Origin of the sequence: Leifsonia williamsii (genome assembly GCF_030433685.1) — a bacterium.
GTDB lineage: Bacteria > Actinomycetota > Actinomycetes > Actinomycetales > Microbacteriaceae > Leifsonia > Leifsonia williamsii.
Map to the genome: position 1 here is coordinate 2,017,394 of NZ_JAROCF010000001.1, position 20,762 is coordinate 2,038,155.

Annotated in this window: 19 protein-coding genes and 1 tRNA gene; 12 read left to right on the plus strand and 8 right to left on the minus strand. The window is 71.5% G+C overall.

Translation table 11 applies throughout. The annotated features are described in order from the left end of the window. Positions 1–110 precede the first annotated feature (110 nt). The 3 genes from rlmC to P5G50_RS09460 all read right to left on the minus strand — a co-directional run bounded on the left by rlmC (position 111) and on the right by P5G50_RS09460 (position 2,013). Complete coding sequence (gene rlmC, locus P5G50_RS09450; RefSeq protein WP_301210723.1) at positions 111–1,247, minus strand: 23S rRNA (uracil(747)-C(5))-methyltransferase RlmC; 1,137 nt, start codon at positions 1,245–1,247, stop codon at positions 111–113. Between the two features lie 5 nt (positions 1,248–1,252). Next, positions 1,253–1,328, minus strand: a tRNA-Arg gene (locus P5G50_RS09455). A 79-nt stretch (positions 1,329–1,407) separates the two neighbouring features. Beyond that, entirely contained in the window at positions 1,408–2,013 is a 606-nt protein-coding gene (locus P5G50_RS09460) for an iron ABC transporter ATP-binding protein (RefSeq protein WP_301210722.1), read from the minus strand. 98 nt (positions 2,014–2,111) lie between these two features. On the opposite strand from P5G50_RS09460, the gene argS reads away from it, so the two are divergent. The 8 genes from argS (at position 2,112) to prfA (ending at position 13,285) form a co-directional block, all read left to right on the plus strand. Further along, on the plus strand, positions 2,112–3,824 hold the full coding sequence (gene argS / locus P5G50_RS09465; protein ID WP_301210720.1) for an arginine--tRNA ligase: 1,713 nt from the start codon (positions 2,112–2,114) through the stop codon (positions 3,822–3,824). A gap of 8 nt (positions 3,825–3,832) precedes the next feature. Then, positions 3,833–4,612: an LmeA family phospholipid-binding protein gene (locus P5G50_RS09470; protein ID WP_301210718.1), complete on the plus strand. Its 780-nt coding sequence runs from the start codon at positions 3,833–3,835 to the stop codon at positions 4,610–4,612. Positions 4,613–4,748: 136 nt separating this feature from the next. Further along, complete coding sequence (gene lysA / locus P5G50_RS09475) at positions 4,749–6,209, plus strand: diaminopimelate decarboxylase (protein ID WP_301210716.1); 1,461 nt, start codon at positions 4,749–4,751, stop codon at positions 6,207–6,209. Beyond that, positions 6,206–7,579: a homoserine dehydrogenase gene (locus P5G50_RS09480; protein ID WP_301210715.1), complete on the plus strand. Its 1,374-nt coding sequence runs from the start codon at positions 6,206–6,208 to the stop codon at positions 7,577–7,579. Before lysA ends, P5G50_RS09480 begins: the two co-directional genes overlap by 4 nt. Beyond that, entirely contained in the window at positions 7,579–8,691 is a 1,113-nt protein-coding gene (gene thrC / locus P5G50_RS09485) for a threonine synthase (RefSeq protein ID WP_301210713.1), read from the plus strand. Before P5G50_RS09480 ends, thrC begins: the two co-directional genes overlap by 1 nt. Next, positions 8,688–9,656, plus strand: a complete 969-nt coding sequence (gene thrB, locus P5G50_RS09490) for a homoserine kinase (protein ID WP_301210712.1) — start codon at positions 8,688–8,690, stop codon at positions 9,654–9,656. The genes thrC and thrB overlap by 4 nt, the downstream gene beginning before the upstream one ends. Before the next feature lie 232 nt (positions 9,657–9,888). Then, positions 9,889–12,120 carry a transcription termination factor Rho gene (rho, locus tag P5G50_RS09495; RefSeq protein ID WP_301210711.1) on the plus strand — a complete coding sequence of 744 codons (2,232 nt, stop codon included), beginning with the start codon at positions 9,889–9,891 and terminating at the stop codon, positions 12,118–12,120. A gap of 88 nt (positions 12,121–12,208) precedes the next feature. After that, positions 12,209–13,285, plus strand: a complete 1,077-nt coding sequence (gene prfA, locus P5G50_RS09500) for a peptide chain release factor 1 (RefSeq protein WP_301210710.1) — start codon at positions 12,209–12,211, stop codon at positions 13,283–13,285. Between the two features lie 50 nt (positions 13,286–13,335). Here the strand turns inward: prfA and P5G50_RS09505 are convergent, their stop codons facing one another. The 3 genes from P5G50_RS09505 to cysK are packed head-to-tail and all read right to left on the minus strand — an operon-like array spanning position 13,336 to position 15,560. Further along, the gene (locus tag P5G50_RS09505) at positions 13,336–13,995 is read right to left on the minus strand and encodes a hypothetical protein (protein WP_301210709.1); all 660 of its coding nucleotides are present in this window, start codon (positions 13,993–13,995) and stop codon (positions 13,336–13,338) included. Between the two features lie 50 nt (positions 13,996–14,045). Then, positions 14,046–14,618 carry a serine O-acetyltransferase EpsC gene (epsC, locus tag P5G50_RS09510; protein WP_301210708.1) on the minus strand — a complete coding sequence of 191 codons (573 nt, stop codon included), beginning with the start codon at positions 14,616–14,618 and terminating at the stop codon, positions 14,046–14,048. A gap of 3 nt (positions 14,619–14,621) precedes the next feature. After that, positions 14,622–15,560 (minus strand): cysteine synthase A, encoded by a 939-nt coding sequence (gene cysK, locus P5G50_RS09515; protein ID WP_301210707.1) that lies wholly within the window; start codon positions 15,558–15,560, stop codon positions 14,622–14,624. Between the two features lie 87 nt (positions 15,561–15,647). Between cysK and prmC the strand changes: the two genes are divergently transcribed. Beyond that, a complete protein-coding gene (gene prmC / locus P5G50_RS09520; protein WP_301210706.1) occupies positions 15,648–16,523 on the plus strand; it encodes a peptide chain release factor N(5)-glutamine methyltransferase in 876 nt (291 codons plus the stop codon). Here the strand turns inward: prmC and P5G50_RS09525 are convergent. Further along, on the minus strand, positions 16,520–17,494 hold the full coding sequence (locus tag P5G50_RS09525; protein WP_301210705.1) for a TetR/AcrR family transcriptional regulator: 975 nt from the start codon (positions 17,492–17,494) through the stop codon (positions 16,520–16,522). The two genes, prmC and P5G50_RS09525, sit on opposite strands and share 4 nt — an antisense overlap. Positions 17,495–17,612: 118 nt before the next feature. Here P5G50_RS09525 and P5G50_RS09530 point away from each other — a divergent pair, with 118 nt between their 5' ends. Further along, complete coding sequence (locus P5G50_RS09530) at positions 17,613–18,524, plus strand: ATP-binding cassette domain-containing protein (protein WP_301210704.1); 912 nt, start codon at positions 17,613–17,615, stop codon at positions 18,522–18,524. Further along, positions 18,521–19,333, plus strand: a complete 813-nt coding sequence (locus P5G50_RS09535; RefSeq protein ID WP_301210703.1) for an ABC transporter permease — start codon at positions 18,521–18,523, stop codon at positions 19,331–19,333. The genes P5G50_RS09530 and P5G50_RS09535 overlap by 4 nt, the downstream gene beginning before the upstream one ends. On the opposite strand, the gene P5G50_RS09540 is transcribed toward P5G50_RS09535, so the two are convergent. Next, positions 19,334–19,966, minus strand: coding sequence for an HAD family hydrolase (locus tag P5G50_RS09540; RefSeq protein ID WP_301210702.1), 633 nt, complete (start codon positions 19,964–19,966; stop codon positions 19,334–19,336). A gap of 85 nt (positions 19,967–20,051) precedes the next feature. On the opposite strand from P5G50_RS09540, the gene P5G50_RS09545 reads away from it, so the two are divergent. Next, positions 20,052–20,762, plus strand: coding sequence for an L-threonylcarbamoyladenylate synthase (locus P5G50_RS09545; protein WP_301210701.1), 711 nt, complete (start codon positions 20,052–20,054; stop codon positions 20,760–20,762).

Genomic DNA, 20,762 nt, shown 5'->3' on the forward strand with positions numbered 1-20,762 from the left:
GCCCTCGCGGGCGATCCGAACTCCTGGGCCTGGTTCGCGGGCGGAGCGACGATCCCTACCCTCTGCGCCATCGGCGTGTACACGAGAGAGCGCAAAGCGCGACCCCGCCATCACTGAGCGGCGCCCACCCGCTCCAGCAGCACCGCCACCTCCATGTGCCCGGTCTGCGGGAACATGTCGAGCACGCGCCCGGCACGGAGGGTGTACGACGGCATCCCGGCGAGGTCTTTCGCGAGGCTCGCCGGGTTGCAGCTGGAGTACACGACGTGCCGGGCGCCGCTGCGTTCGAGCCAGCCGGTGAGGTCGGCGCCGATGCCGCGGCGGGGCGGGTTGACGATGACGAGCTCGGGGGCTGCGGCGGCGCCGAGGGCGAAGGCCGTGGCGTCCTGGGCGCGGAACGCCACCTGCGGCAGGCCGGCGGCGGCGGCCGTCGCGCGGGCGCTGCGCACGGCCTCCTTGCTGGTCTCCACACCGACGACGCGGCGGCCGGGGGCGGCGACGTGGAGGGCGAAGCCGCCGACCCCGCAGTACAGGTCCCACACGCTCGCGGGGGAGACCGCGTCGACCCACTCGGCGACCTGGGCGTAGAGCCGCTCGGCGACCGCCGTGTTGGTCTGGAAGAAGCTCTGCGGCCGGAGGCGGAGGCTCACGTCGCCGAGCCGCATCACGAGCGACGCGTCGGGGGTGAGCACGATCTCCCGGTCGCCCTCCACGACAGCCTTGTGGTCGGGCTGGAGGTTGGCCGACACGACGCGCGCGTTCGGCAGTTCGCGCAGCAGCCCGGGCAGCCCGCGGCGGATGCGGGCGACGGCCGACTCGTCGCGCAGCACGAACCGGATCATCAGCTCGTCGTCGGGGGAGGCCGTGACGAGCACGTACTTCAGCTCCCCGCGCCGCGCGGGCACGTCGTAGGGGACGAGCCGCGTCCGCGTCACGAACCGGGCGAGCACCGGCAGCGCCGCCCGCACGCCGGCAGCGCAGATGCCGCACTCGCGCAGGTCGACGCCGCGCCCGGCCTCGTCGAGGATGCCGATGGTGGGGGCGTCGACCGTGCCGCCGACGACCATCTTGGCCTTGTTGCGGTAGCCGGAGGGGCTGCTCGCGACCGGCGGGAGCCACTCCGGGTCGCCGAACGGCGCCAGCAGCTCGCGCGCCAGGCGGTCCTTGTCGGCCAGCTGTGTGCCGTACGGCACGTCGAGGAGGGTGCACGAGCGGCACCGGCCGGCGTCGTAGTACGAACAGTCCATGAGAATGGTGCCCCCAGTAGGATTTGAACCTACGGCCTTCTGCTCCGGAGGCAGACGCTCTATCCCCTGAGCTATGGGGGCCAGGAGTGCCTCACCAGCCTAGCAGCCTCGCGCGGCGGCTCCGAAACGAGCGACGCGAAGCGGCCCGAAGCCGGCGCGGTCAGCCCTGCGGCAGGTTCCCCAGCACGCTCTCCATCAGCTGCGCCGCATCCCCGGGCTCGAAGAACGCGGTCGACTCCGCGACGATCCACCACGCTCCGCGGAAGATCTGCACCTGCCCCGAGCTGCCCGGCTTGAAGTAGCCCTCGAGCGGCGGTGCGCCGTACGTCGGAACCGGCTGGGCCGCAGTGATGGCGGCGTTCTTCAGCCCGTCCATCGCGCTCGCCGGCGGCTGCGCGACCGCGATCTGGATGACGTCGCCGCTGGACTGGTTCGACCAGGCGCAGGTCTGGCCCTGCCAGTCCTTCACCTTCTGCTCCAAGGAGTCCTTCTCCGGCGCATAGCCGGCGTCGACGCCGACGTTGGGGTTGTACGCGTAGAGCTGCTCCGGCGTGAGGATCTGGTCGCAGGTGAGCGTCACCGGCGTCGGCGGGTCGGTCGGCGTCGGGGTGGGGGTCGGCGTCTCCTCTCCGGCGGCGGGGGAGGAGGTGGCGGGGGCGGTGGAGCCGGGCGCGGCCTTCGAGGCGCAGCCGGCCAGCAGCAGCGAGCCGCTGATGGCGACCACGGCGACGGCGACACGGGCGGCGGAGCGGGAGGAGAGGGACATGCTGCGTTCGTTCTTCCGGTTCGTGCCGATCGGGCGTCGGGCGTGGCTGGTCGGGCGCGTCGCGACGACCCTATCAAGCGCCGGTAGAATCGATGCTCATGACTCCCGCTGACCTCTCCGCCGCCCTGCTCGACATCGTCACGACGGTGGTCGACCGGCGACGCGAGGGCCAGGGCGACGCCCAGGGCGAGGGAGCCGGGGGGACGGCCGTGCTGACCCTCACCGTCGACGACGTGCCGCTGGAGCGTCCGAAGAACCGCGATCACGGCGACTGGTCGTCCAACGTCGCCATGCGTCTGGCGAAGCGCGTCGGCGCGAACCCGCGCGAGCTCGCGACCGAGATCGCCGACGCCGCCGCCGGCATCGACGGCGTCGCCTCCGCCGAGGTCGCCGGCCCCGGCTTCATCAACTTCCGGCTCGACGCGGCCGCCGCGGGGCAGCTGGCGAAGACCATCGTGGAGAGCGGGGAGGCGTACGGCCGTGGGCACCTCTACGACGGCCTCCTGGTCAACCTCGAGTTCGTCTCCGCGAACCCGACCGGTCCCATCCACCTGGGCGGAGCCCGCTGGGCGGCCGTCGGCGACAGCCTGGCCCGCATCCTGCAGGCCGAGGGCGCCGACGTGACCCGCGAGTACTACTTCAACGACCACGGCTCGCAGATCGACCGGTTCGCGCGCAGCCTCCTCGCCGCGTATCTCGGCGAGCCGACGCCGGAGGACGGCTACGGCGGCGACTACATCGCCGAGATCGCCGCGGCCGTCGACGCGGAGTACGACGGCGACCTCTCGACGCTGCCGCGCGAGCAGCAGCAGGAGGTCTTCCGCTCGCTCGGCACGCAGCGCATGTTCGCGGAGATCAAGGACCGCCTGCACTCCTTCGGCGTCGACTTCGACGTGTACTTCCACGAGGACTCGCTGCACGCCTCCGGCGCCGTGGAGCGGGCGATCGAGCGGCTGCGCGAGCAGGGCCACGTCTTCGAGGAGGACGGCGCGATCTGGCTGCGCACGACCGACTTCGGCGACGACCGCGACCGCGTCATCATCCGCTCCAACGGCGAGCCCGCCTACATCTCCGGCGACATCGGCTACTACCTCGACAAGCGCGAGCGCGGCTTCGAGCAGAACATCATCATGCTGGGCGCCGACCACCACGGCTACGTGGGCCGGCTGATGGCGATGGTGGAGGCGTTCGGTGACGTGCCGAACGTCAACCTCCAGATCCTCATCGGCCAGCTGGTCAACCTCGTCAAGGACGGCGAGCCGGTCAAGATGTCCAAGCGTGCCGGCACGATCGTCACCCTCGACGACCTGGTCGACGCGGTCGGCGTGGACGCGGCCCGCTACGCGCTCGTGCGCTCGTCGACCGACTCGCAGCTCGACATCGACCTCGACCTGCTCGCCAAGCGCAGCAATGAGAACCCGGTCTTCTACGTGCAGTACGCGCACGCCCGCACCCGCTCGGTCGCCGCGAACGCGACCGCGGCCGGCGTCGACCTGAGCTCCTTCGCGCCGGAGCTGCTGACGCACGAGACCGAGGCCGCGCTGCTGGGCGGCCTGCAGGAGTTCCCGCGCATCGTCGCGCAGGCCGCCGAGCTGCGCGAGCCGCACCGCGTGGCCCGCTACGTGGAGGAGCTGGCCGGGCTGTACCACGCCTGGTACGGCGTCCGCGACGGCTCGACCCGCATCCTGCCGCACGGCGAGGAGCCGGTCACCGACCTCCACCGCACCCGCCTCTGGCTGAACGAGGCGACCAGCCAGGTCATCCGCAACGGCCTGGGCCTCGTCGGCGTGTCGGCCCCGGAGCGGATGTAGGAGGCACGATGACCGCGACCGAGGAGACCACCGCCGCACAGCCCCGGCCGCGCCGCCGGCTGCGCCGCGTCCTGCTCTGGACCCTGATCCCCCTGGCGGTGATCGTCGTGCTGCTGATCGTCGCCGACGTCGCCGTGCGCGCTTACGCCGAGCAGCGGGCCGCGTCGGAGATCGAGAAGAACCTCCCCGCGGACGTGAAGGGCGACGTTGCGGTCCACATCGGCGGCGTCTCGGTCATCCAGCAGTACCTGACCGGATCGTTCGACCGGGTGGAGCTGGACGCGCCGCACCTCACCGCGAAGGGCGCCCCGGTCAGCGCGAACGTGGTCGCCTCCGGCGTCCCCGCCGACTTCAGCAAGCCCGTGTCGAGTGCGACCGGCACATTCGTCATCTCGCAGGACTCGCTCAACAAGCTGGTCGAGATCCCGGGAGCGACCGGCGACATCACCCTCGGCGACGGCACGGTCGGCTACGACGGCTCGATCGACCTCCTCGGCCTCCCGGTCGGCTACACGGTGACCGCGAAGCCGGAGGCCGCCGGCGACCAGGTGCTGCTGCAGCCGGTCGACGCCTCCCTCACGACGGGGAAGGACAACGTCGACCTCACGCGGCTCGTGAAGGCGATCACCGACCGCGGACCGTTCCCCGTGTGCGCGGCGCAGTACCTCCCCGACGGCGTGCAGGTCAGCGACATCGCCGTGACGAAGGGGCAGGCGACCGTGACCTTCACCGCGAAGGACTTCACGCTCGACGAGCAGTTCCTCAACAGCAAGGGCAGCTGCTCCTGAGCCCCGCCGGCGTAACACGTCGTCAAGCGCTTAGCGCGCCTCGCTAGACTTCTGCTACTTCTCCATCGGCTTCAGGGGCCAATCCGGGTCCGCTCGCCTGAGAGACCCTTACTCGTTCCCACCCGTGAGGTTCCCCATGGCTCCGAATCCGCTCGCACCCGCCTGGCTGCACGTCCCGGACGACGCCAACGCGCTCGCCACCGCCGTCTGGCCCCGGACCGCCGCACGCACCGACGGCGAACTGACCGTCGGCGGCGTCGGCGCGACCGAGCTGGCCCGGCGGTTCGGCACCCCGCTCTACGTCATCGACGAGCAGGAGGCGCGCGAGCGTGCAGCCGAGGTGCGCGACGCGTTCCGCACCGCCTTCGCGGAGGTCGGCGGGGCCGCGAAGATCTACTACGCGGGCAAGGCGTTCCTCTCGGTGGAGGTGGCCCGCTGGATGGCGGAGGCCGACCTCCACGTCGACGTCTGCTCCGGCGGCGAGCTGGCCGTCGCCCTCGCGGCCGGCGTCCCGGCCGAGCGTCTGGGCTTCCACGGCAACAACAAGTCGCTCGCCGAGATCGACCGCGCGGTCGCCGTGGGCGTCGGCGCCATCATCATCGACAGCCTGCAGGAGATCGACCGCGTCGCGGAGGCCGCGGAGCGCCACGGCCGCGTCCAGAGCGTCCGCCTCCGGGTCAACTCGGGCGTGCACGCGCACACCCACGCCTTCCTCGCGACCGCCCACGAGGACCAGAAGTTCGGCATCACGCTGGAGGATGCGGCCGACGCCGTCGCCCGCATCCGCTCGCACAGCGGGCTCCTCTTCATGGGCCTGCACTGCCACATCGGCTCGCAGATCTTCGGCGCGGACGGCTTCGCCGAGTCGGCCGCGCGCCTGCTCACGCTGCACCGCGAACTGCTCGCAGGGGGAGACGTGCCAGAGCTCAACCTCGGCGGCGGCTTCGGCATCGCGTACACGGCGGCCGACGACCCCGCGCCGATCGGCGAGCTCGCGCGCCGCATCGCTGAGACGGTCGCGGCCGGCTGCGAGGAGCTCGACATCCCGCTCCCGGTGGTGGCGTTCGAGCCGGGCCGGTCGATCATCGGCACGGCGGGCATCACGCTCTACACGGTCGGGACGACGAAGGATGTCAGCGTGGCCGCTGCGTCGACCGAGTCCGGCGACGACGGCGCGTCCGCGGTCCGCCGCTACGTCAGCGTCGACGGCGGCATGAGCGACAACGCCCGCACCGCCCTCTACGAGGCCGAGTACTCCGCCAGGATCGCGAGCCGCACCTCCACCGCCGCCCCCGAGCTGGTCCGCGTCGCGGGCAAGCACTGCGAGAGCGGCGACATCGTCGTCGACGCCGAGTACCTGCCCGGCGACGTCGCACCGGGCGACCTCCTCGCCGTCCCCGCGACCGGCGCCTACTGCTTCTCGCTGGCGAGCAACTACAACTACCTGACCCGCCCGCCCGTCGTCGCCGTGCGCGACGGCCGGGTCCGCGTGATCGTGCGCGGGGAGACGGAGGAGGACCTCCTCTCCCGCGACGTCGGCTACACCCCCTCCGCACCCACCCCGACCACCACGACCAGGAGCGACGACCAGCGATGATCGAGTACCGCAACCTCCGCGTCGCGCTGCTGGGGGCCGGCTCCGTCGGCTCCCAGGTGGCCCGCCTGCTGCTGGAGCAGGGCGACGAGTTCGCCTCCCGCATCGGCGCCAGGCTCGACCTCGTCGGCATCGCCGTGCGCGACGTCGACGCCCCGCGCGACGCCGACCTCCCGCGCGAGCTGTTCACGACAGACGCGACCTCCCTGATCCTCGGCGCCGACATCGTCGTGGAGCTGATGGGAGGCATCGAGCCGGCGCGCGGCTACGTGCTGGAGGCACTCACCTCCGGCGCCGACGTCATCACCGCCAACAAGGCGCTCCTCGCCACCCACGGCCCCGAGCTGTTCGAGACCGCGGAGCAGGTCGGCGCCCAGCTCTACTACGAGGCCGCCGTCGCCGGCGCGATCCCGATCATCCGGCCGCTGCGCGACAGCCTCGCCGGCGACCGCGTCGACCGCATCCTCGGCATCGTCAACGGCACGACGAACTTCATCCTCGACCGGATGGACGTCAACGGCGAGACGCTCGCCGACGCGCTCGCCACGGCGACCGCCCGCGGCTACGCCGAGGCCGACCCGACCGCCGACATCGGCGGCTACGACGCCGCGCAGAAGGCGGCGATCCTCGCGAGCCTCGCCTTCCACACGACCGTCCCGCTCGACCGCGTCTACCGCGAGGGCATCACGGGGATCACCAAGGAGCAGGTCGACGCCGCGCGCGAGGCGGGCGCCGTCATCAAGCTGCTCGCGATCTGCGAGCGCCTCACCGACCCCGAGACCGGGGAGGAGGGCGTCTCCGCCCGCGTCTACCCGGCGCTGATCGGCCGCGACCACCCGCTCGCCGCCGTGCACGGCGCGCACAACGCGGTGTTCGTGCAGGCGGCCGCCGCGGGTGACCTCATGTTCTACGGCGCGGGCGCCGGCGGCGTCGAGACCGCCTCCGCGGTGCTCGGAGACGTCGTCTCCGCCGCCCGCCGGCACGTCGTCGGCGGACCGGGCGTCGCCGAGTCGACCCACGCCGGCCTCCCCGTGCTCGACGTCGGCCGCGTCGTCACCCGCTACCAGATCACCGCCCAGGTGGAGGACCAGCCCGGCGTGCTGGCTGCTGTCGCCCGCATCCTCAGCGACGGCGGCGTCAGCGTCGAGACCATGCAGCAGAAGGTGCCGAGCACGACCGGCGCCGTCCTGATCGCCGGGCGCTCCGCGTCGCAGGGCGTCGCATCGATTCACGGCGCGGCGGCCCCCACCGCTACCCTGGTGATCGGCACCCACGCCGCCGAGGAGGCCGCCCTCGCGGCCACCGTGGAGGCGCTCGCCGCGAGCGACGTCGTGACCGCCATCTCTTCCGTTCTCCGAGTCGAAGGATCGTAATGCCCCAGTCCCCGAAGCCGAACAGCCGCCAGTGGCGGGGCGTCCTGCGCGAGTACTCGGACCGCCTGAACATCTCGGACGCGACGCCGATCGTCACGCTCGGCGAGGGCGGCACGCCGCTCATCCCCGCCCCGGCGCTCTCCGCGCGCACCGGCGCCGACGTGCACGTCAAGTTCGAGGGCATGAACCCGACCGGCTCCTTCAAGGACCGCGGCATGACCATGGCCATCTCGAAGGGCGTCGAGCACGGCGCGAAGGCCGTCATCTGCGCCTCCACCGGCAACACCTCGGCCTCGGCCGCCGCCTACGCCACGCACGCGGGCATCCAGGCCGTCGTGCTGGTGCCGGAGGGTAAGATCGCGATGGGCAAGCTCAGCCAGGCCATCGCGCACAACGCGCAGCTGCTGCAGGTGCAGGGCAACTTCGACGACTGCCTCGACATCGCCCGCGACCTCGCCACCAACTACCCGGTGCACCTGGTCAACTCGGTGAACCCCGACCGCATCGAGGGCCAGAAGACGGCCGCGTTCGAGGTCGTGGAGGTGCTGGGCGACGCTCCCGACATCCACATCGTCCCGGTCGGCAACGCCGGCAACTACACCGCCTACCACCGCGGCTACACGGAGGACCTCAAGGCGGGCAACTCCACGAAGCTGCCGCGCATGTTCGGTTTCCAGGCCGCCGGCAGCGCCCCGATCGTGCTCGGCCACGCCGTGAAGGACCCGGACACCATCGCGACCGCCATCCGCATCGGCAACCCGGCCTCGTGGGAGCTCGCGCTCAACGCGCGCGACGACAGCGACGGCTGGTTCGGCGCCATCGACGACGCGAAGATCCTGGAGGCGCACCGCATCCTCTCCGCCGAGGTCGGCATCTTCGTCGAGCCGGCGTCGGCGATCAGCGTCGCCGGTCTGCTGGAGCGTGCGGAGGCCGGGGCGATCCCCGCCGGCGCCCGCGTCGTCCTCACGGTCACCGGCCACGGCCTGAAGGACCCGCAGTGGGCCCTCCGCACCGCCGACGGCTCCGACGTGCAGCCGACGGTCGTCCCGGTCGACACGCCCGCCATCGCCGACCTGCTCGGCCTGCGGGCGAACGCCGAGGCGACGGCGTGACGAGGGCCGGCGAGCTGCTCGGCCGCTCGGTCACCGTCAAGGTCCCCGCCACCAGTGCCAACCTCGGCCCGGGCTTCGATACCCTCGGCCTGGCGCTCGCGCTCTACGACGAGCTGACCGTCACGGTCCGGGAGCAGCCCGGCGCGACCGTCGAGGTCGTCGGCGTCGGCGCGGGGGAGGTGCCGACCGACGAGTCGAACCTCGTCGTCCGCGCCATCGCGCACACGTTCGAGTCGGTGGGCGTACCGCTTCCCGGCCTCGACCTGGTCGCGCGCAACAACATCCCGCACGGTCGCGGCATGGGCTCGTCCGGCGCCGCGATCGTCTCGGGCATCATGGCGGCCAAGGGGCTGCTGGAGGGCGTGGTCGACATCGACGCGCAGGGCCTCCTCGCCCTCGCCAACGACATGGAGGGGCACCCCGACAACGTCGCGCCCGCCCTGTTCGGCGGGCTCACGATCGCCTGGGTCACCCCGGACGGACCGCGCTTCAAGAAGCTCATGGTCCACCGCGGTGTCTCGCCGCTCGTGCTCGTGCCGGAGCACGTCATGTCGACCGCGCTCGCGCGCAGCCTCCAGCCGCAGTCGGTGCCCCACGAGGATGCCGTCTTCAACGTCTCGCGCTCCGCACTGCTCGTCGCGGCCCTCATCCAGAGCCCGGAGCTGCTGCACGCGGCCACGGAGGACAAGCTCCACCAGAGCTATCGCGCCTCCGCCATGCCGGAGACCGACCGGCTGATCACGCTGCTGCGCGAGCAGGGGTTCGCTGCCGTGGTGTCGGGCGCGGGGCCGTCCATCCTGGTGCTCGGCAGCGACCCGGGGCAGCGCCTCGCCGCCGCCGAACTGGTCGCGCGGAACGCTCAGACGGCGTGGCAGCCCCTCCACCTCGCGGTGGACTTCAAGGGTGCGACGGTCGTTCCGGCGGCCGTCGTCGCCGCGGACACGCCCGCCGGGGAGCGTCCGTAGCGTCAGGTGCCAGGTGGTAGACTGTGCGTGCATCCGTGAAGAAACCGCGTTACGAGCGGAATCCCGCTTCCGGGTGATCTCTTAGCAATCATGCCGTCATTCCTGCCTGCGCTACCGGATGTCCGGAGCGCGACGCCGCGCGGATCAGAACGCCGGGCGTAAAGGCAGCTCTCATGACGAGTGCTCCACAGCGACGCGCAGATCGCGCGCCGGGGGAAAGGAATCCTCTTCAGTGACTGATGTCGAACTCCACGCCGGGGGCGTGGACACCAGCGACCTGACCTCGCTCAAGGTGGCGGAGCTGCAGGCTCTCGCCGCCGAGTTCGGAATCCCGGGTGCGACCCGGCTCCGCAAGGGCGAGCTGGTCGAGGCCGTCGCGGCCGCCCGTGCCGCCGCGAACGGCGACGCCGCACCCGCGGACGTCGCACCCGCCGCTCCGGCCGCGGCCATCGAGACCGCTACCGCCGAGCCGGTCGTGGAGGCTGCTCCCGCCGCCTCCCAGGTCCTCATCGAGCCGCTCATCGCCGAGCCGGCCGCCGAGGCGGAGCCGACCGTCGGCGAGCCCGTGCTCCCGCCGGTCCAGGCGACCTCCGAGCCGCGCCGCCGCGGCTCGCGCCGCGTCTCCAGCCCGGGCACCGCCATCGACGGTGCCGAGGGCGCCGCGTCCGTCGGCGCCGCCACCCACGTCAACTCCGGCGAGACCGGTGTCGAGTCGCTGATCCCCGATGTGGACGCGCTCCTCGACTCCGCCCTCGCCTCGCGCGAGCAGGCGCAGCGTGGCGAGCAGAACCGCAACGACCAGAACCGCGGCGACCAGAACCGTGCGGAGCAGGGCGGCGGACGCCGTCGCCGCGGCCGTGGCGGCCAGAACCGCGACGACCAGGGCCGTGACGACCAGGGCGGCGACGAGCAGCCCCGCGACGAGCAGGCCCGCGACGACCAGCAGGCCGAGCGCACCGACCGCGACGACCAGCAGGGCGGCGACGGCCAGGGCGAGCAGCAGCAGGGTCGCGGCCGCCGCAACCGCAACCGCAACAAGACCAACGGCCAGCAGGGCGGCGACCAGCAGGGTCAGCAGAACCAGCAGAACCAGCAGGGCCAGCCGAAGGACCTGCAGGGCGGCGACGAGCAGAAGCAGGCCGGCCAGCAGGGCCAGCAGCAGCGCGGCGGCCAGCAGCAGCAGGCCGAGGGCGACCGGTTCGGCCGTGGCCGCGACCGCAACCGCAAGCGCCGCGGCGGCCAGGGCGGCGACGAGTTCGAGCCGGAGCTGTCGGACGACGACGTGCTGATCCCCGTCGCCGGCATCCTCGACGTGCTCGACAACTACGCGTTCGTCCGCACCACCGGTTACCTGCCGGGCGCCAGCGACGTCTACGTCTCGCTCGGCCAGGTGAAGAAGTACAGCCTCCGCAAGGGCGACGCCGTCGTCGGCGCCATCCGCCAGCCGCGCGACAACGAGAACAACAGCCGCCAGAAGTACAACGCGCTGGTGAAGGTCGACAGCATCAACGGCCAGACCGTCGAGGAGGCGGCGGCCCGTGTCGAGTTCGGCAAGCTGACGCCGCTGTACCCGCAGGAGCGCCTCCGCCTCGAGACCGAGCCCGGCAAGGTGACGCAGCGCATCATCGACCTCGTCGCCCCGATCGGCAAGGGCCAGCGCGGCCTCATCGTCGCGCCGCCGAAGGCCGGCAAGACGATCGTGATGCAGCAGATCGCCAACGCGATCACGACCAACAACCCCGAGGTGCACCTCATGGTCGTCCTGGTGGACGAGCGCCCGGAAGAGGTCACCGACATGCAGCGCACGGTGAAGGGCGAGGTCATCGCCTCCACCTTCGACCGTCCCGCCGAGGACCACACGACCGTCGCCGAGCTCGCCATCGAGCGCGCCAAGCGCCTGGTCGAGCTGGGCCACGACGTGGTCGTGCTGCTCGACTCCATCACCCGCCTGGGCCGCGCGTACAACCTCACGGCTCCGGCCTCCGGTCGCATCCTCTCGGGCGGCGTGGATGCGTCGGCGCTGTACCCGCCGAAGCGCTTCTTCGGCGCCGCGCGCAACATCGAGCACGGCGGCTCGCTCACCATCCTCGCGTCGGCGCTCGTCGAGACCGGCTCGAAGATGGACGAGGTGATCTTCGAGGAGTTCAAGGGCACCGGCAACATGGAGCTGCGCCTCTCGCGTCAGCTCGCCGACAAGCGCATCTTCCCTGCCGTCGACGTCAACGCCTCCGGCACCCGCCGCGAGGAGATGCTGATGGGCCAGGACGAGGTCAAGATCACCTGGAAGCTGCGTCGCGCCCTCGCCGGCCTCGACCAGCAGCAGGCGCTCGAGATCGTTCTCGGCCGCCTCAAGGAGACCTCGAGCAACGTCGAGTTCCTCATGCAGGTGCAGAAGTCGATGCCGCAGCCGGCCAACGGCCACGGCAACGGCCACTCGCACGGCCACGAGAACGACCACCGCTAGCTGACAGAGTGCCCGTCCGGGAGCGCCGCGTGCGCGCCCGGGCGGGCGCTTCGTCGTTTCCGGACCCGCCTCCCACGAAAGAAGCCCCATGTTCGAATCGGTGAACGGCCTCATCGCCGAGCACGACGACCTCCAGCAGCAGCTCTCGGACCCCGACCTGCACAGCGACCCGGTCCGCTCCAAGAAGGTGAACCGCCGCTACGCCGAGCTGTCGCGCATCGTGGCCTCCTACAACGAGTGGAAGCAGCTCACCGACGACCTGGCGGCCGCCCGCGAGCTCGCCGCCGAGGACGCCGCGTTCGCCGACGAGATCCCGGGCCTCGAGGAGTCGCTGCAGGAGTCGCAGGAGCGGCTGCGGCGGCTGCTGATTCCGCGCGACCCCAACGACAGCCGTGACGTGATCATGGAGATCAAGATGGGGGAGGGCGGCGCCGAGTCGGCGCTGTTCGCCGGCGACCTGCTGCGGATGTACCTCCACTACGCCGACTCCAAGCGCTGGAAGGCCGAGATCATCGAGCAGACCTCCAGCGACCTCGGCGGCATCAAGGACGTGCAGGTCGCCTTCAAGGGCACCTCCAGCGACCCCGCGGAGGGCGTCTGGGCGCACCTCAAGTACGAGGGCGGCGTTCACCGCGTGCAGCGTGTGCCGGCCACCGAGTCGCAGGGCCGCATCCACACCTCCGCCGCCGGCGTGCTCGTCTTCCCCGAGGTGGACGAGCCGGAGGAGGTCGATATCAACCAGAACGACCTCAAGATCGACGTGTTCCGCTCCTCGGGCCCCGGCGGCCAGTCGGTCAACACGACCGACTCGGCGGTGCGCATCACCCACGTCCCGACCGGCATCGTCGTCTCGATGCAGAACGAGAAGAGCCAGCTGCAGAACCGCGAGGCCGCCATGCGCGTGCTCCGCGCCCGCCTGCTCGCGAAGCAGCAGGAGGAGGCCGACGCGGAGGCCGCCGAGTTCCGCAAGGGCCAGATCCGCACCATGGACCGCTCGGAGCGCATCCGCACCTACAACTTCCCGGAGAACCGCATCGCGGATCACCGCACCGGTTACAAGGCGTACAATCTCGACGCGGTCATGAACGGCGCCCTCGACCCCGTCATCGAGAGCAACATCCTCGCCGACGAGGAGTCCCGCCTCGCGGCCCTCGCCGACGACTGACTCACGCCAGAGGCTCTTGCGGATTCAGCTGATCGGAAGAACGACCTCGACTATTCCCACACGGTGACGTTTAGCTTCACGGTCGCCTCGGTGTAGGCGGCCACCTGAATGGAGGCGAATCGACCCGACGCAAGACGCAAGCATGAGTTGGCTGCAGTAAGCAGGTGCGGCTCGAGAGAGTCGGCGGAGGCGTACGGCGTTGATCGCGAGCACGCGGCAAAGGACGGAGCTGTTTCGGCGGGTAGGCGTAGGTAGTTGACTCCGTAGCCGAACTTCAAGGCCCGGTCGTTGTAATAGACGGCGTCGGAGCTCCACTTGTCTGTCGACCCGGCGTCCAAGACAGGGTCCACCGAGTTGAGATTGATGGCGTCACCCTCCGCCGCGAGTTCTAGGATTCGTGTCGCCCTGACAGCATGTTCCTCGGTCGTGTCAACGGCGGCAGGTAGTGAACTCTGAACTCGTGAAAGCTTCGCCTTGAGGCGGTCGATTTCCTTATCGCGGGCCTCCACATCGTCCTGCAACGAGTTGTTGTCGGCGGTGAGTGTCGAGATCTTCTTGCTCTGTGCCGCGATTCGATGACTGTTGTCCTCGGCCTCGATCTGCTTTTGGACAAGAATCAGACCGAGGACCGCGGCAGTTGCGGTTGCCACGAGAGTTGCCCAGGAGAGGCCACGCTTCAAGTAGGTACCGACAACTTCGAGAAATGGCATCAGACTCCTTGTTCTAGGTAGAACAAGGATGCTATCTCAAATATATGACCTCAGATGTAGATCGCCGGGTCGATCCAGTCGTCGCCCGGGATCTGCTCGTGGCCCGAGCGACGACGGGCGCGCGCCGGCACGCCGGTCAGCACCGAGTTGGCGGGGGCGTCGTGCGTCACCACGGCGTTCGCGCCGATGATGCAGTGCTCGCCGATCGTGATCGCGCCGAGCACCTTCGCGCCCGCCCCGATCGTCACGTGGTCCCCGACCGTGGGGTGCCGCTTGCCGTGCCCGGAGCCGCGGCCGCCCAGCGTCACGCCGTGGTACAGCATCACGTCGTCGCCGATCCAGGTCGTCTCGCCGATCACGACGCCCATCCCGTGGTCGATGAAGAACCGCAGGCCGATGCGGGCGCCCGGGTGGATCTCCACCCCGGTCAGGAAGCGCGCGAACTGCGACAGCAAGCGCGCGGGCATCCGGAAGCCCGCCCGCCACAGCCGGTGCGCGACGCGGTACGCCCACACCGCGTGCAGCCCGGAGTACGCCGCCGCGATCTCGAAGCCGCCGCGAGCCGCCGGATCGTGCTTGCGCGCGTTGCGGACGTCCTCGCGCAGCCGGCTGACCAGCCCCACCCGCTAGTCCAGCAGGTCGGCCCAGAGCGGCGTGGAGATGTACCGCTCGCCGGTGTCGCAGATGACCGCGACGATGGTCTTGCCCGCGTTCTCCGGCCGCTTCGCGAGCTGCAGCGCCGCCCAGACGATCGCGCCCGAGGAGATGCCGGCGAGGATGCCCTCCTGGCTCGCGAGCTTCTTCGCCACGTCGATCGCGTCGTCGAAGGCGACGTCGATCACCTCGTCGTAGACGGTGGTGTCGAGGATCTCTGGCACGAAGTTGGCGCCGATGCCCTGGATCTTGTGCGGTCCCGGCTTCCCTCCGTTGAGGATGGGGGAGTCGATCGGCTCGACCGCGACGATCTGCACGCTGGGCTTGCGCTCCTTGAGCACCTGGCCGACGCCGGTGATGGTGCCGCCGGTGCCGACGCCCGCGACGAAGATGTCGACGCCGCCGTCGGTGTCGGCCCAGACCTCCTCGGCGGTGGTGGCGCGGTGGATGGCGGGGTTGGCCTGGTTGGCGAACTGCTGCGCCCAGATGGCGTTGTCGGTGGAGGCGACGATCTCCTTCGCCTTCTCGACCGCGCCGCGCATGCCCTCCGGCCCGGGCGTCAGCACGATCTCGGCGCCGAAGGCCCGCAGCAGCACGCGCCGCTCCTTGCTCATGGTCTCGGGCATCGTCAGCACGAGCCGGTAGCCGCGCGCGGCGCCGACCATCGCCAGGGCGATGCCCGTGTTGCCGCTGGTGGCCTCCACGATGGTGCCGCCGGGCTTCAGCGCCCCCGACTTCTCGGCCGCGTCGACGATCGCGACGCCGATGCGGTCCTTCACGCTGCCGGCGGGGTTGTAGAACTCGAGCTTGCCGAGCACGGTCGCGCCGGTGCCCTCCGCGAGCCGGTTGAGCCGGACGAGCGGGGTGCGGCCGACGGCCTCGGTGATGTTGTCGTAGATCTGGCCGGTCATGGGTCTCTTCCTCGTGACGGATGGACGGTGTGGGGAAGGCAGGAGCGTCACCCACTCTAATCCCGCACGCTATAGGCTCGACGGGCGATGTCATCCGAAGCGCCAGCCCCCACCGTCCGCACCCTCCGAGACGCCACCGCCGCCGTGCTCGCGCGCGCCGGGGTGCCCGATCCGGAGGTCGACGCCGAACTGCTCGTCGGCCACGTCCTCGGCGTGAGCAGGGGCAGGGTCCAGGCCCTCGCGGTGATGGGGGAGGAGGTGTCGGCCGACGACGCCGCGCGCCTCCGCGAGTACACCGAGCGCCGTGCCGCCCGCGAGCCGTTGCAGCACATCACGGGCGTCGCGCCGTTCCGCTCGCTCGAGCTGGCCGTCGGGCCCGGCGTCTTCGTGCCGCGCCCCGAGACGGAGCAGGTGGCGCAGTTCGCGATCGACGCCCTGCGCGCCGTACCGTCGCCGGAGCCCGTGGCCGTCGACCTCGGCACGGGCAGCGGCGCGATCGCCATCGCGCTCGCGACCGAGGTGCCGCACGCCAGGGTGTTCGCGGTCGAGAACTCACCGGAGGCGTTCGTCTGGGCGCGCGGCAACATCGAGGCTTCCGGGGCGACCAACCTCCGCGCGGTCTTCATCGACCTCGCCGACGCGCTGCCCGAGCTCGACGGCACGGTCGACGTCGTCATCTCGAACCCGCCGTACGTGCCGGACGACGCCATCCCGCGCGACCCGGAGGTGCGCCTCCATGATCCCGCCGCCGCGCTGTACGGCGGACCGGACGGGCTGGATGTCGTGCGCATCATCTCCGGCGTCGCCCGCCGGCTGCTGCGACCGGGCGGCACGCTGGTCCTCGAGCACGGCGAGCTGCAGGGGGCGCAGATCCGCGACCTGCTGACCGCCGACGGCTGGCGCTCGGCGGCGACGCAGCGCGACCTGACGACGCGCGACCGCGCGACGACGGCCGTCCGCTAGCCGCGCTGGGCCGCGCGCTCCTTCTCCCGCTCGGCGCGCTCCCGCTCGCGGTCCGCACGCTCCCTCGCGCGGGCGATCGCCTCGCGCTCCCGCTTGCGGGCCTCGCGCAGGGCGGACTCCGCCTCCCGTCGCGCCTTCGCCGCCTCGCGCACCGCCTTGTCGCGGGGGAGGGACTCCGGCCGGGCGGGCGCCGCCGCTGCCGGCTCGCCCGCGGCCCGTGCCGCGACATAGCGCTCGATGCCGTCGAGGATGCGCTCCAGCCCGAAGGCGAAGTCGTCCTGCTCGTCCTCGCCGTCGGAGTAGGCGCCCGAGAGCACGAGCGGCGCGAGGTCGGGGAACCGCTCGGGCGTGACCAGCGCCGCCAGCGCCGCGGTGAACGCCTCGCCGTGCTGCGGGGGCGCGTCGTCGCCCCGTGATCGCGCGACGTCGCGCTCGACGACACCGACCGCGCGCGCGTACGACGAGAGCAGCAGCGCCGTCGACATCTTCTCGGCGTCGCTCAGCGGCAGCGGCCGCATCTCGCGGAGGCCCCAGTCGAGCACCGCGAGGTTGTTCGGCATCAGCGGGACGCCCGAGATCGGGATGTCGGGGAACCAGGGGTGCTCCTGGATGACCTCGATCGTCGCCATCGCCCAGCGGCGCAGCCCGGACCTCCAGTCGTCCGTGTCGCCCTCCGCCGGGATCGGGATGTCGCACACCGCGTCCTGCATGAGCGCGAGCACGTCGTCCTTGCCCGTGACATAGCGGTACAGCGACATGGTCGTGAACCCGAGCTCGCTCGCGATCCGGCTCATGGAGACGGCCGCGAGCCCGTCCGCATCGGCCACCGCGATGGCGGTGTCCACGATGCGCTCGACGCTGAGCTCGCGCTTCGGTCCGCGCTGCGGCGCCTCGGCGACGCCCCAGCTGAGCGCGACCGCCCGGGGGAGCGCCTCCGCGGCGTCGGCCTGCTCCTGCCCGGCCTCGACCATGCTGCGCCCCTTTCGGATCGGTTGTTGACACCCATCCTAGAACTGTGTATCACTTAAACAACCGTATGCGACATAAACAGTTTGCAGCATAAACAGAAGACACGGAAAGGAGCCGCGCATGATGACAGCGGCGATCGAGGTCACGGGCCTGCGCAAGGCGTTCGGCGAGCAGACCGTCCTCGACGGGATCGACCTGCGGGTGGAGGCGGGGGCGGTCTTCGCCCTCCTCGGCCCGAACGGAGCGGGCAAGACGACGCTCATCTCCATCCTCACGACCCTGGTGCAACCGGATGCGGGGACCGCCGCGGTCTGCGGCCACGACATCCTCACCGACCCCGACGGGGTGAAGCGCTCGCTGAGCCTCACCGGCCAGTCCGCCGCCGTCGACGGTGTGCTGACCGGCGAGGAGAACCTGCGCATGATGGCGCGGCTCTCCGGCTTCGACGCACGCGGCGCGCGGTCACGCGCCGCCGAGCTGATCGAGCGCTTCGATCTCGCTGCCGCCGCGCGCAAGCGCGTCGCCACCTACTCCGGCGGGATGCGGAGGCGGCTCGACCTCGCGCTCAGCCTGGTCGCGACCCCGCCGGTCATCGTGCTCGACGAGCCGACGACCGGCCTCGACACCCGCAGCAGACAGGCGCTGTGGGAGATCATCCTCGACCTCGCCGCGCGCGGCACGACGGTCCTGCTCACGACCCAGTACCTGGAGGAGGCGGACCAGCTCGCCGGCCGCATCGCCGTGCTCGACCGCGGCGCGATCGTCGCCGAGGGCAGCGCGGCCGAGCTGAAGGCGCGCGTCGGGGGAGAGGTGGTGGAGCTGCGCGGCGCCGATGACGTCGTGCTCCGCGAGGTGCCGACCGACGGCAGCCTCCTCGCCCTGCGCGCCGCGATCGACGTGCTGGACGCCGAGCTGGCGAACCGGCCGGTCTCCGGCGCGACCATCGCGATCCGCAAGCCCACCCTCGACGACGCCTTCCTCGCGCTCACGACCACGACATCCACCCCGAACCGGCAGGAGGCCCTCCGATGACCGCCATCGCATCCACCCCGCGCACGAGCACCGCGCCGCTCGACCGGACCCCGTCCCGGCTCACCGCGACCACCGTCTTCATCGGCCGCAGCGTGCGCCACTCCCTCCGCAACGTGGAGGCGCTGACCATGGCCGTCGTCCTCCCGGTGATGCTCATGCTCCTGTTCACCTTCGTCTTCGGCGGGGCGCTCGACGAGGGCGGCGGCTACGTCGACTACGTCGTGCCGGGCATCATCCTGCTGTGCGCGGGCTTCGGCGCCTCCAGCACGGCGGTGGACGTGGCCGACGACCTGGGCAACGGCATCGTCGACCGGTTCCGCACCATGCCGCTGCGCGCCGGTGGCGTGATCACCGGGCACGTGGTCGCCAGTCTGCTGCGCAACCTCCTCGCCACCGGTGTGGTCATCGGCGTCGCCCTGCTGGTCGGCTTCCGCCCGACCGGCGGCCCGCTGGAGTGGCTCGCGGCGATCGGCGTGGTCGCGCTGTTCATCCTCGCCATCACGTGGCTGTACGCCGCCATCGGGATCGCGGCGAACAGCCCCGCGGCCGCGAGCGGCTACGGCTTCGCGCTGCTGTTCCTGCCCTACCTGTCGAGCGCGTTCGTCCCGACCGACACCATGCCGGAGTGGCTGCAGTGGGTCGCCGAGAACCAGCCCATCACGCCGATCATCGAGACGATCCGCGCGCTCCTCTTCGGGCGCGACCCGGGTGCCGACCTGTGGTGGGCGATCGGCTGGTGCGCGCTGATCATCGCGGGGGCGTACGTCTGGGCGGCCTGGCTGTTCCGGCGTGCGTCCGGGCGGCGCTGACTAGCGGTCCCGCTCGGCGAACGCGTGGATCGCGGCGACCATCGCCTCCGTGTCGAAGGTCCCGTCCTCGCGCTTCGTGAGCCGGTGGGCGTGCATCCCGGCCGCCCGCGCCCCCTCGACGTTCGCCGCCGAGTCGTCGAACAGGATGGCGTCCTCCGGCCTCACGCCGAACCGCCCGAGCGCGCGCGTGTAGATGCGCCGCTCGGGCTTCCGCGCGCCGAGCACCGCCGAGACCAGGTCGTTGTCCTGCAGCACGTCGACGATCTCGGGCGTCAGCACCGGCAGCGAGTCCTTGAACGGGATCGGGTTGTTCGACAGCAGCGACACCGTGCCGAGCGTCGCGGCCTCGTGCAGGGCGGCGATGGAGCCGGGGATGGGCGTCATGGCGGCCTTGCGCGCCTCCTGCCACTGCTCCAGCGTGAGCGTCGCACCGGTGACGTCGGCGAACGCCTCCAGGTACTCCTCGCTGGTCGCGTACTCGCCGATCTCGGCCGCTCGCTCGAAGCCGCCTGCCCACCAGGTGGAGGCCAGCCGGTACTGGCTCACCCCGCCCAACTGCGCGAGCCGGGGCAGGCGCTTGTGGAAGTCGTAGTCGTAGAGCGTCTTGTCGCAGTCGAAGAAGTAGACATCCATCGAGACCAGTATCGACCGTCCCGGCTGGGCGTCCCCTCCCTGGCGCAGGAGGCGCGGAGGTGCCGCGGCTATCATTGGGGGCGTCATGGCTCCCATCTACGACTGCTCGGTCGACTCCGAGCTCCTCTCCGGCATGCGTCTGGCCCGTGCGGCGATCGGGCGCGGCGAGCTCGTCGTCATCCCCACCGACACGGTCTACGGCGTCGCCGCCGACGCCTTCTCGCCGGCCGCGGTGCAGCGGCTCCTCGATGCGAAGGGCCGCGGCCGCCAGTCGCCGCCGCCCGTGCTCGTGCCGGGCATCCCGACGCTCGCGGCCCTGGCCGAGTCGGTCCCGCCCGAGGTGGACGCGCTCGTGAAGGCGTTCTGGCCGGGCGGCCTCACCATCGTGCTGCCCGCGGCGCCCTCGCTGGTCTGGGACCTCGGCGAGACCCGCGGCACGGTGGCACTGCGGATGCCGCAGGACACCATCGCGCTCGAGCTGCTCTCCGAGACCGGCCCGCTCGCCGTCTCGTCGGCGAACCTCACCGGCCGCCCGGCCGCCCGCACGGCCGCCGAGGCCGAGGCGATGCTCGGCGACTCCGTCTCCGTCTACCTCGACGGGGGAGAGGCGGGCTCGGCGTACGAGCGCGTCGAGGGCAAGGACTCCTCGTCGACGATCATCGACGCGACGGCGCTCGCGTCCGGCTCCGGCCCGCTCCGCATCCTCCGCCACGGCGTGATCTCGGCCGAGCAGCTGCGCGAGGTGGTCGGCGACGCCCTGCCGGAGGAGTCGGCAGAGACCCGCTCGGGCACCTGA

Excerpts from the sequence above, each read along its gene's own strand:
- prmC (WP_301210706.1), top strand. The coding sequence starts at position 15,648 with ATGTCATCCGAAGCGCCAGCCCCCACCGTCCGCACCCTCCGAGACGCC.
- thrC (WP_301210713.1), top strand. The coding sequence starts at position 7,579 with ATGCCCCAGTCCCCGAAGCCGAACAGCCGCCAGTGGCGGGGCGTCCTG.
- P5G50_RS09525 (WP_301210705.1), bottom strand. The coding sequence starts at position 17,494 with ATGGTCGAGGCCGGGCAGGAGCAGGCCGACGCCGCGGAGGCGCTCCCC.
- P5G50_RS09470 (WP_301210718.1), top strand. The coding sequence starts at position 3,833 with ATGACCGCGACCGAGGAGACCACCGCCGCACAGCCCCGGCCGCGCCGC.
- rlmC (WP_301210723.1), bottom strand. The coding sequence starts at position 1,247 with ATGGACTGTTCGTACTACGACGCCGGCCGGTGCCGCTCGTGCACCCTC.
- P5G50_RS09540 (WP_301210702.1), bottom strand. The coding sequence starts at position 19,966 with ATGGATGTCTACTTCTTCGACTGCGACAAGACGCTCTACGACTACGAC.
- prfA (WP_301210710.1), top strand. The coding sequence starts at position 12,209 with ATGTTCGAATCGGTGAACGGCCTCATCGCCGAGCACGACGACCTCCAG.
- argS (WP_301210720.1), top strand. The coding sequence starts at position 2,112 with ATGACTCCCGCTGACCTCTCCGCCGCCCTGCTCGACATCGTCACGACG.
- lysA (WP_301210716.1), top strand. The coding sequence starts at position 4,749 with ATGGCTCCGAATCCGCTCGCACCCGCCTGGCTGCACGTCCCGGACGAC.
- P5G50_RS09505 (WP_301210709.1), bottom strand. The coding sequence starts at position 13,995 with ATGCCATTTCTCGAAGTTGTCGGTACCTACTTGAAGCGTGGCCTCTCC.
- cysK (WP_301210707.1), bottom strand. The coding sequence starts at position 15,560 with ATGACCGGCCAGATCTACGACAACATCACCGAGGCCGTCGGCCGCACC.
- P5G50_RS09460 (WP_301210722.1), bottom strand. The coding sequence starts at position 2,013 with ATGTCCCTCTCCTCCCGCTCCGCCGCCCGTGTCGCCGTCGCCGTGGTC.
- P5G50_RS09480 (WP_301210715.1), top strand. The coding sequence starts at position 6,206 with ATGATCGAGTACCGCAACCTCCGCGTCGCGCTGCTGGGGGCCGGCTCC.
- P5G50_RS09545 (WP_301210701.1), top strand. The coding sequence starts at position 20,052 with ATGGCTCCCATCTACGACTGCTCGGTCGACTCCGAGCTCCTCTCCGGC.
- P5G50_RS09530 (WP_301210704.1), top strand. The coding sequence starts at position 17,613 with ATGATGACAGCGGCGATCGAGGTCACGGGCCTGCGCAAGGCGTTCGGC.
- P5G50_RS09535 (WP_301210703.1), top strand. The coding sequence starts at position 18,521 with ATGACCGCCATCGCATCCACCCCGCGCACGAGCACCGCGCCGCTCGAC.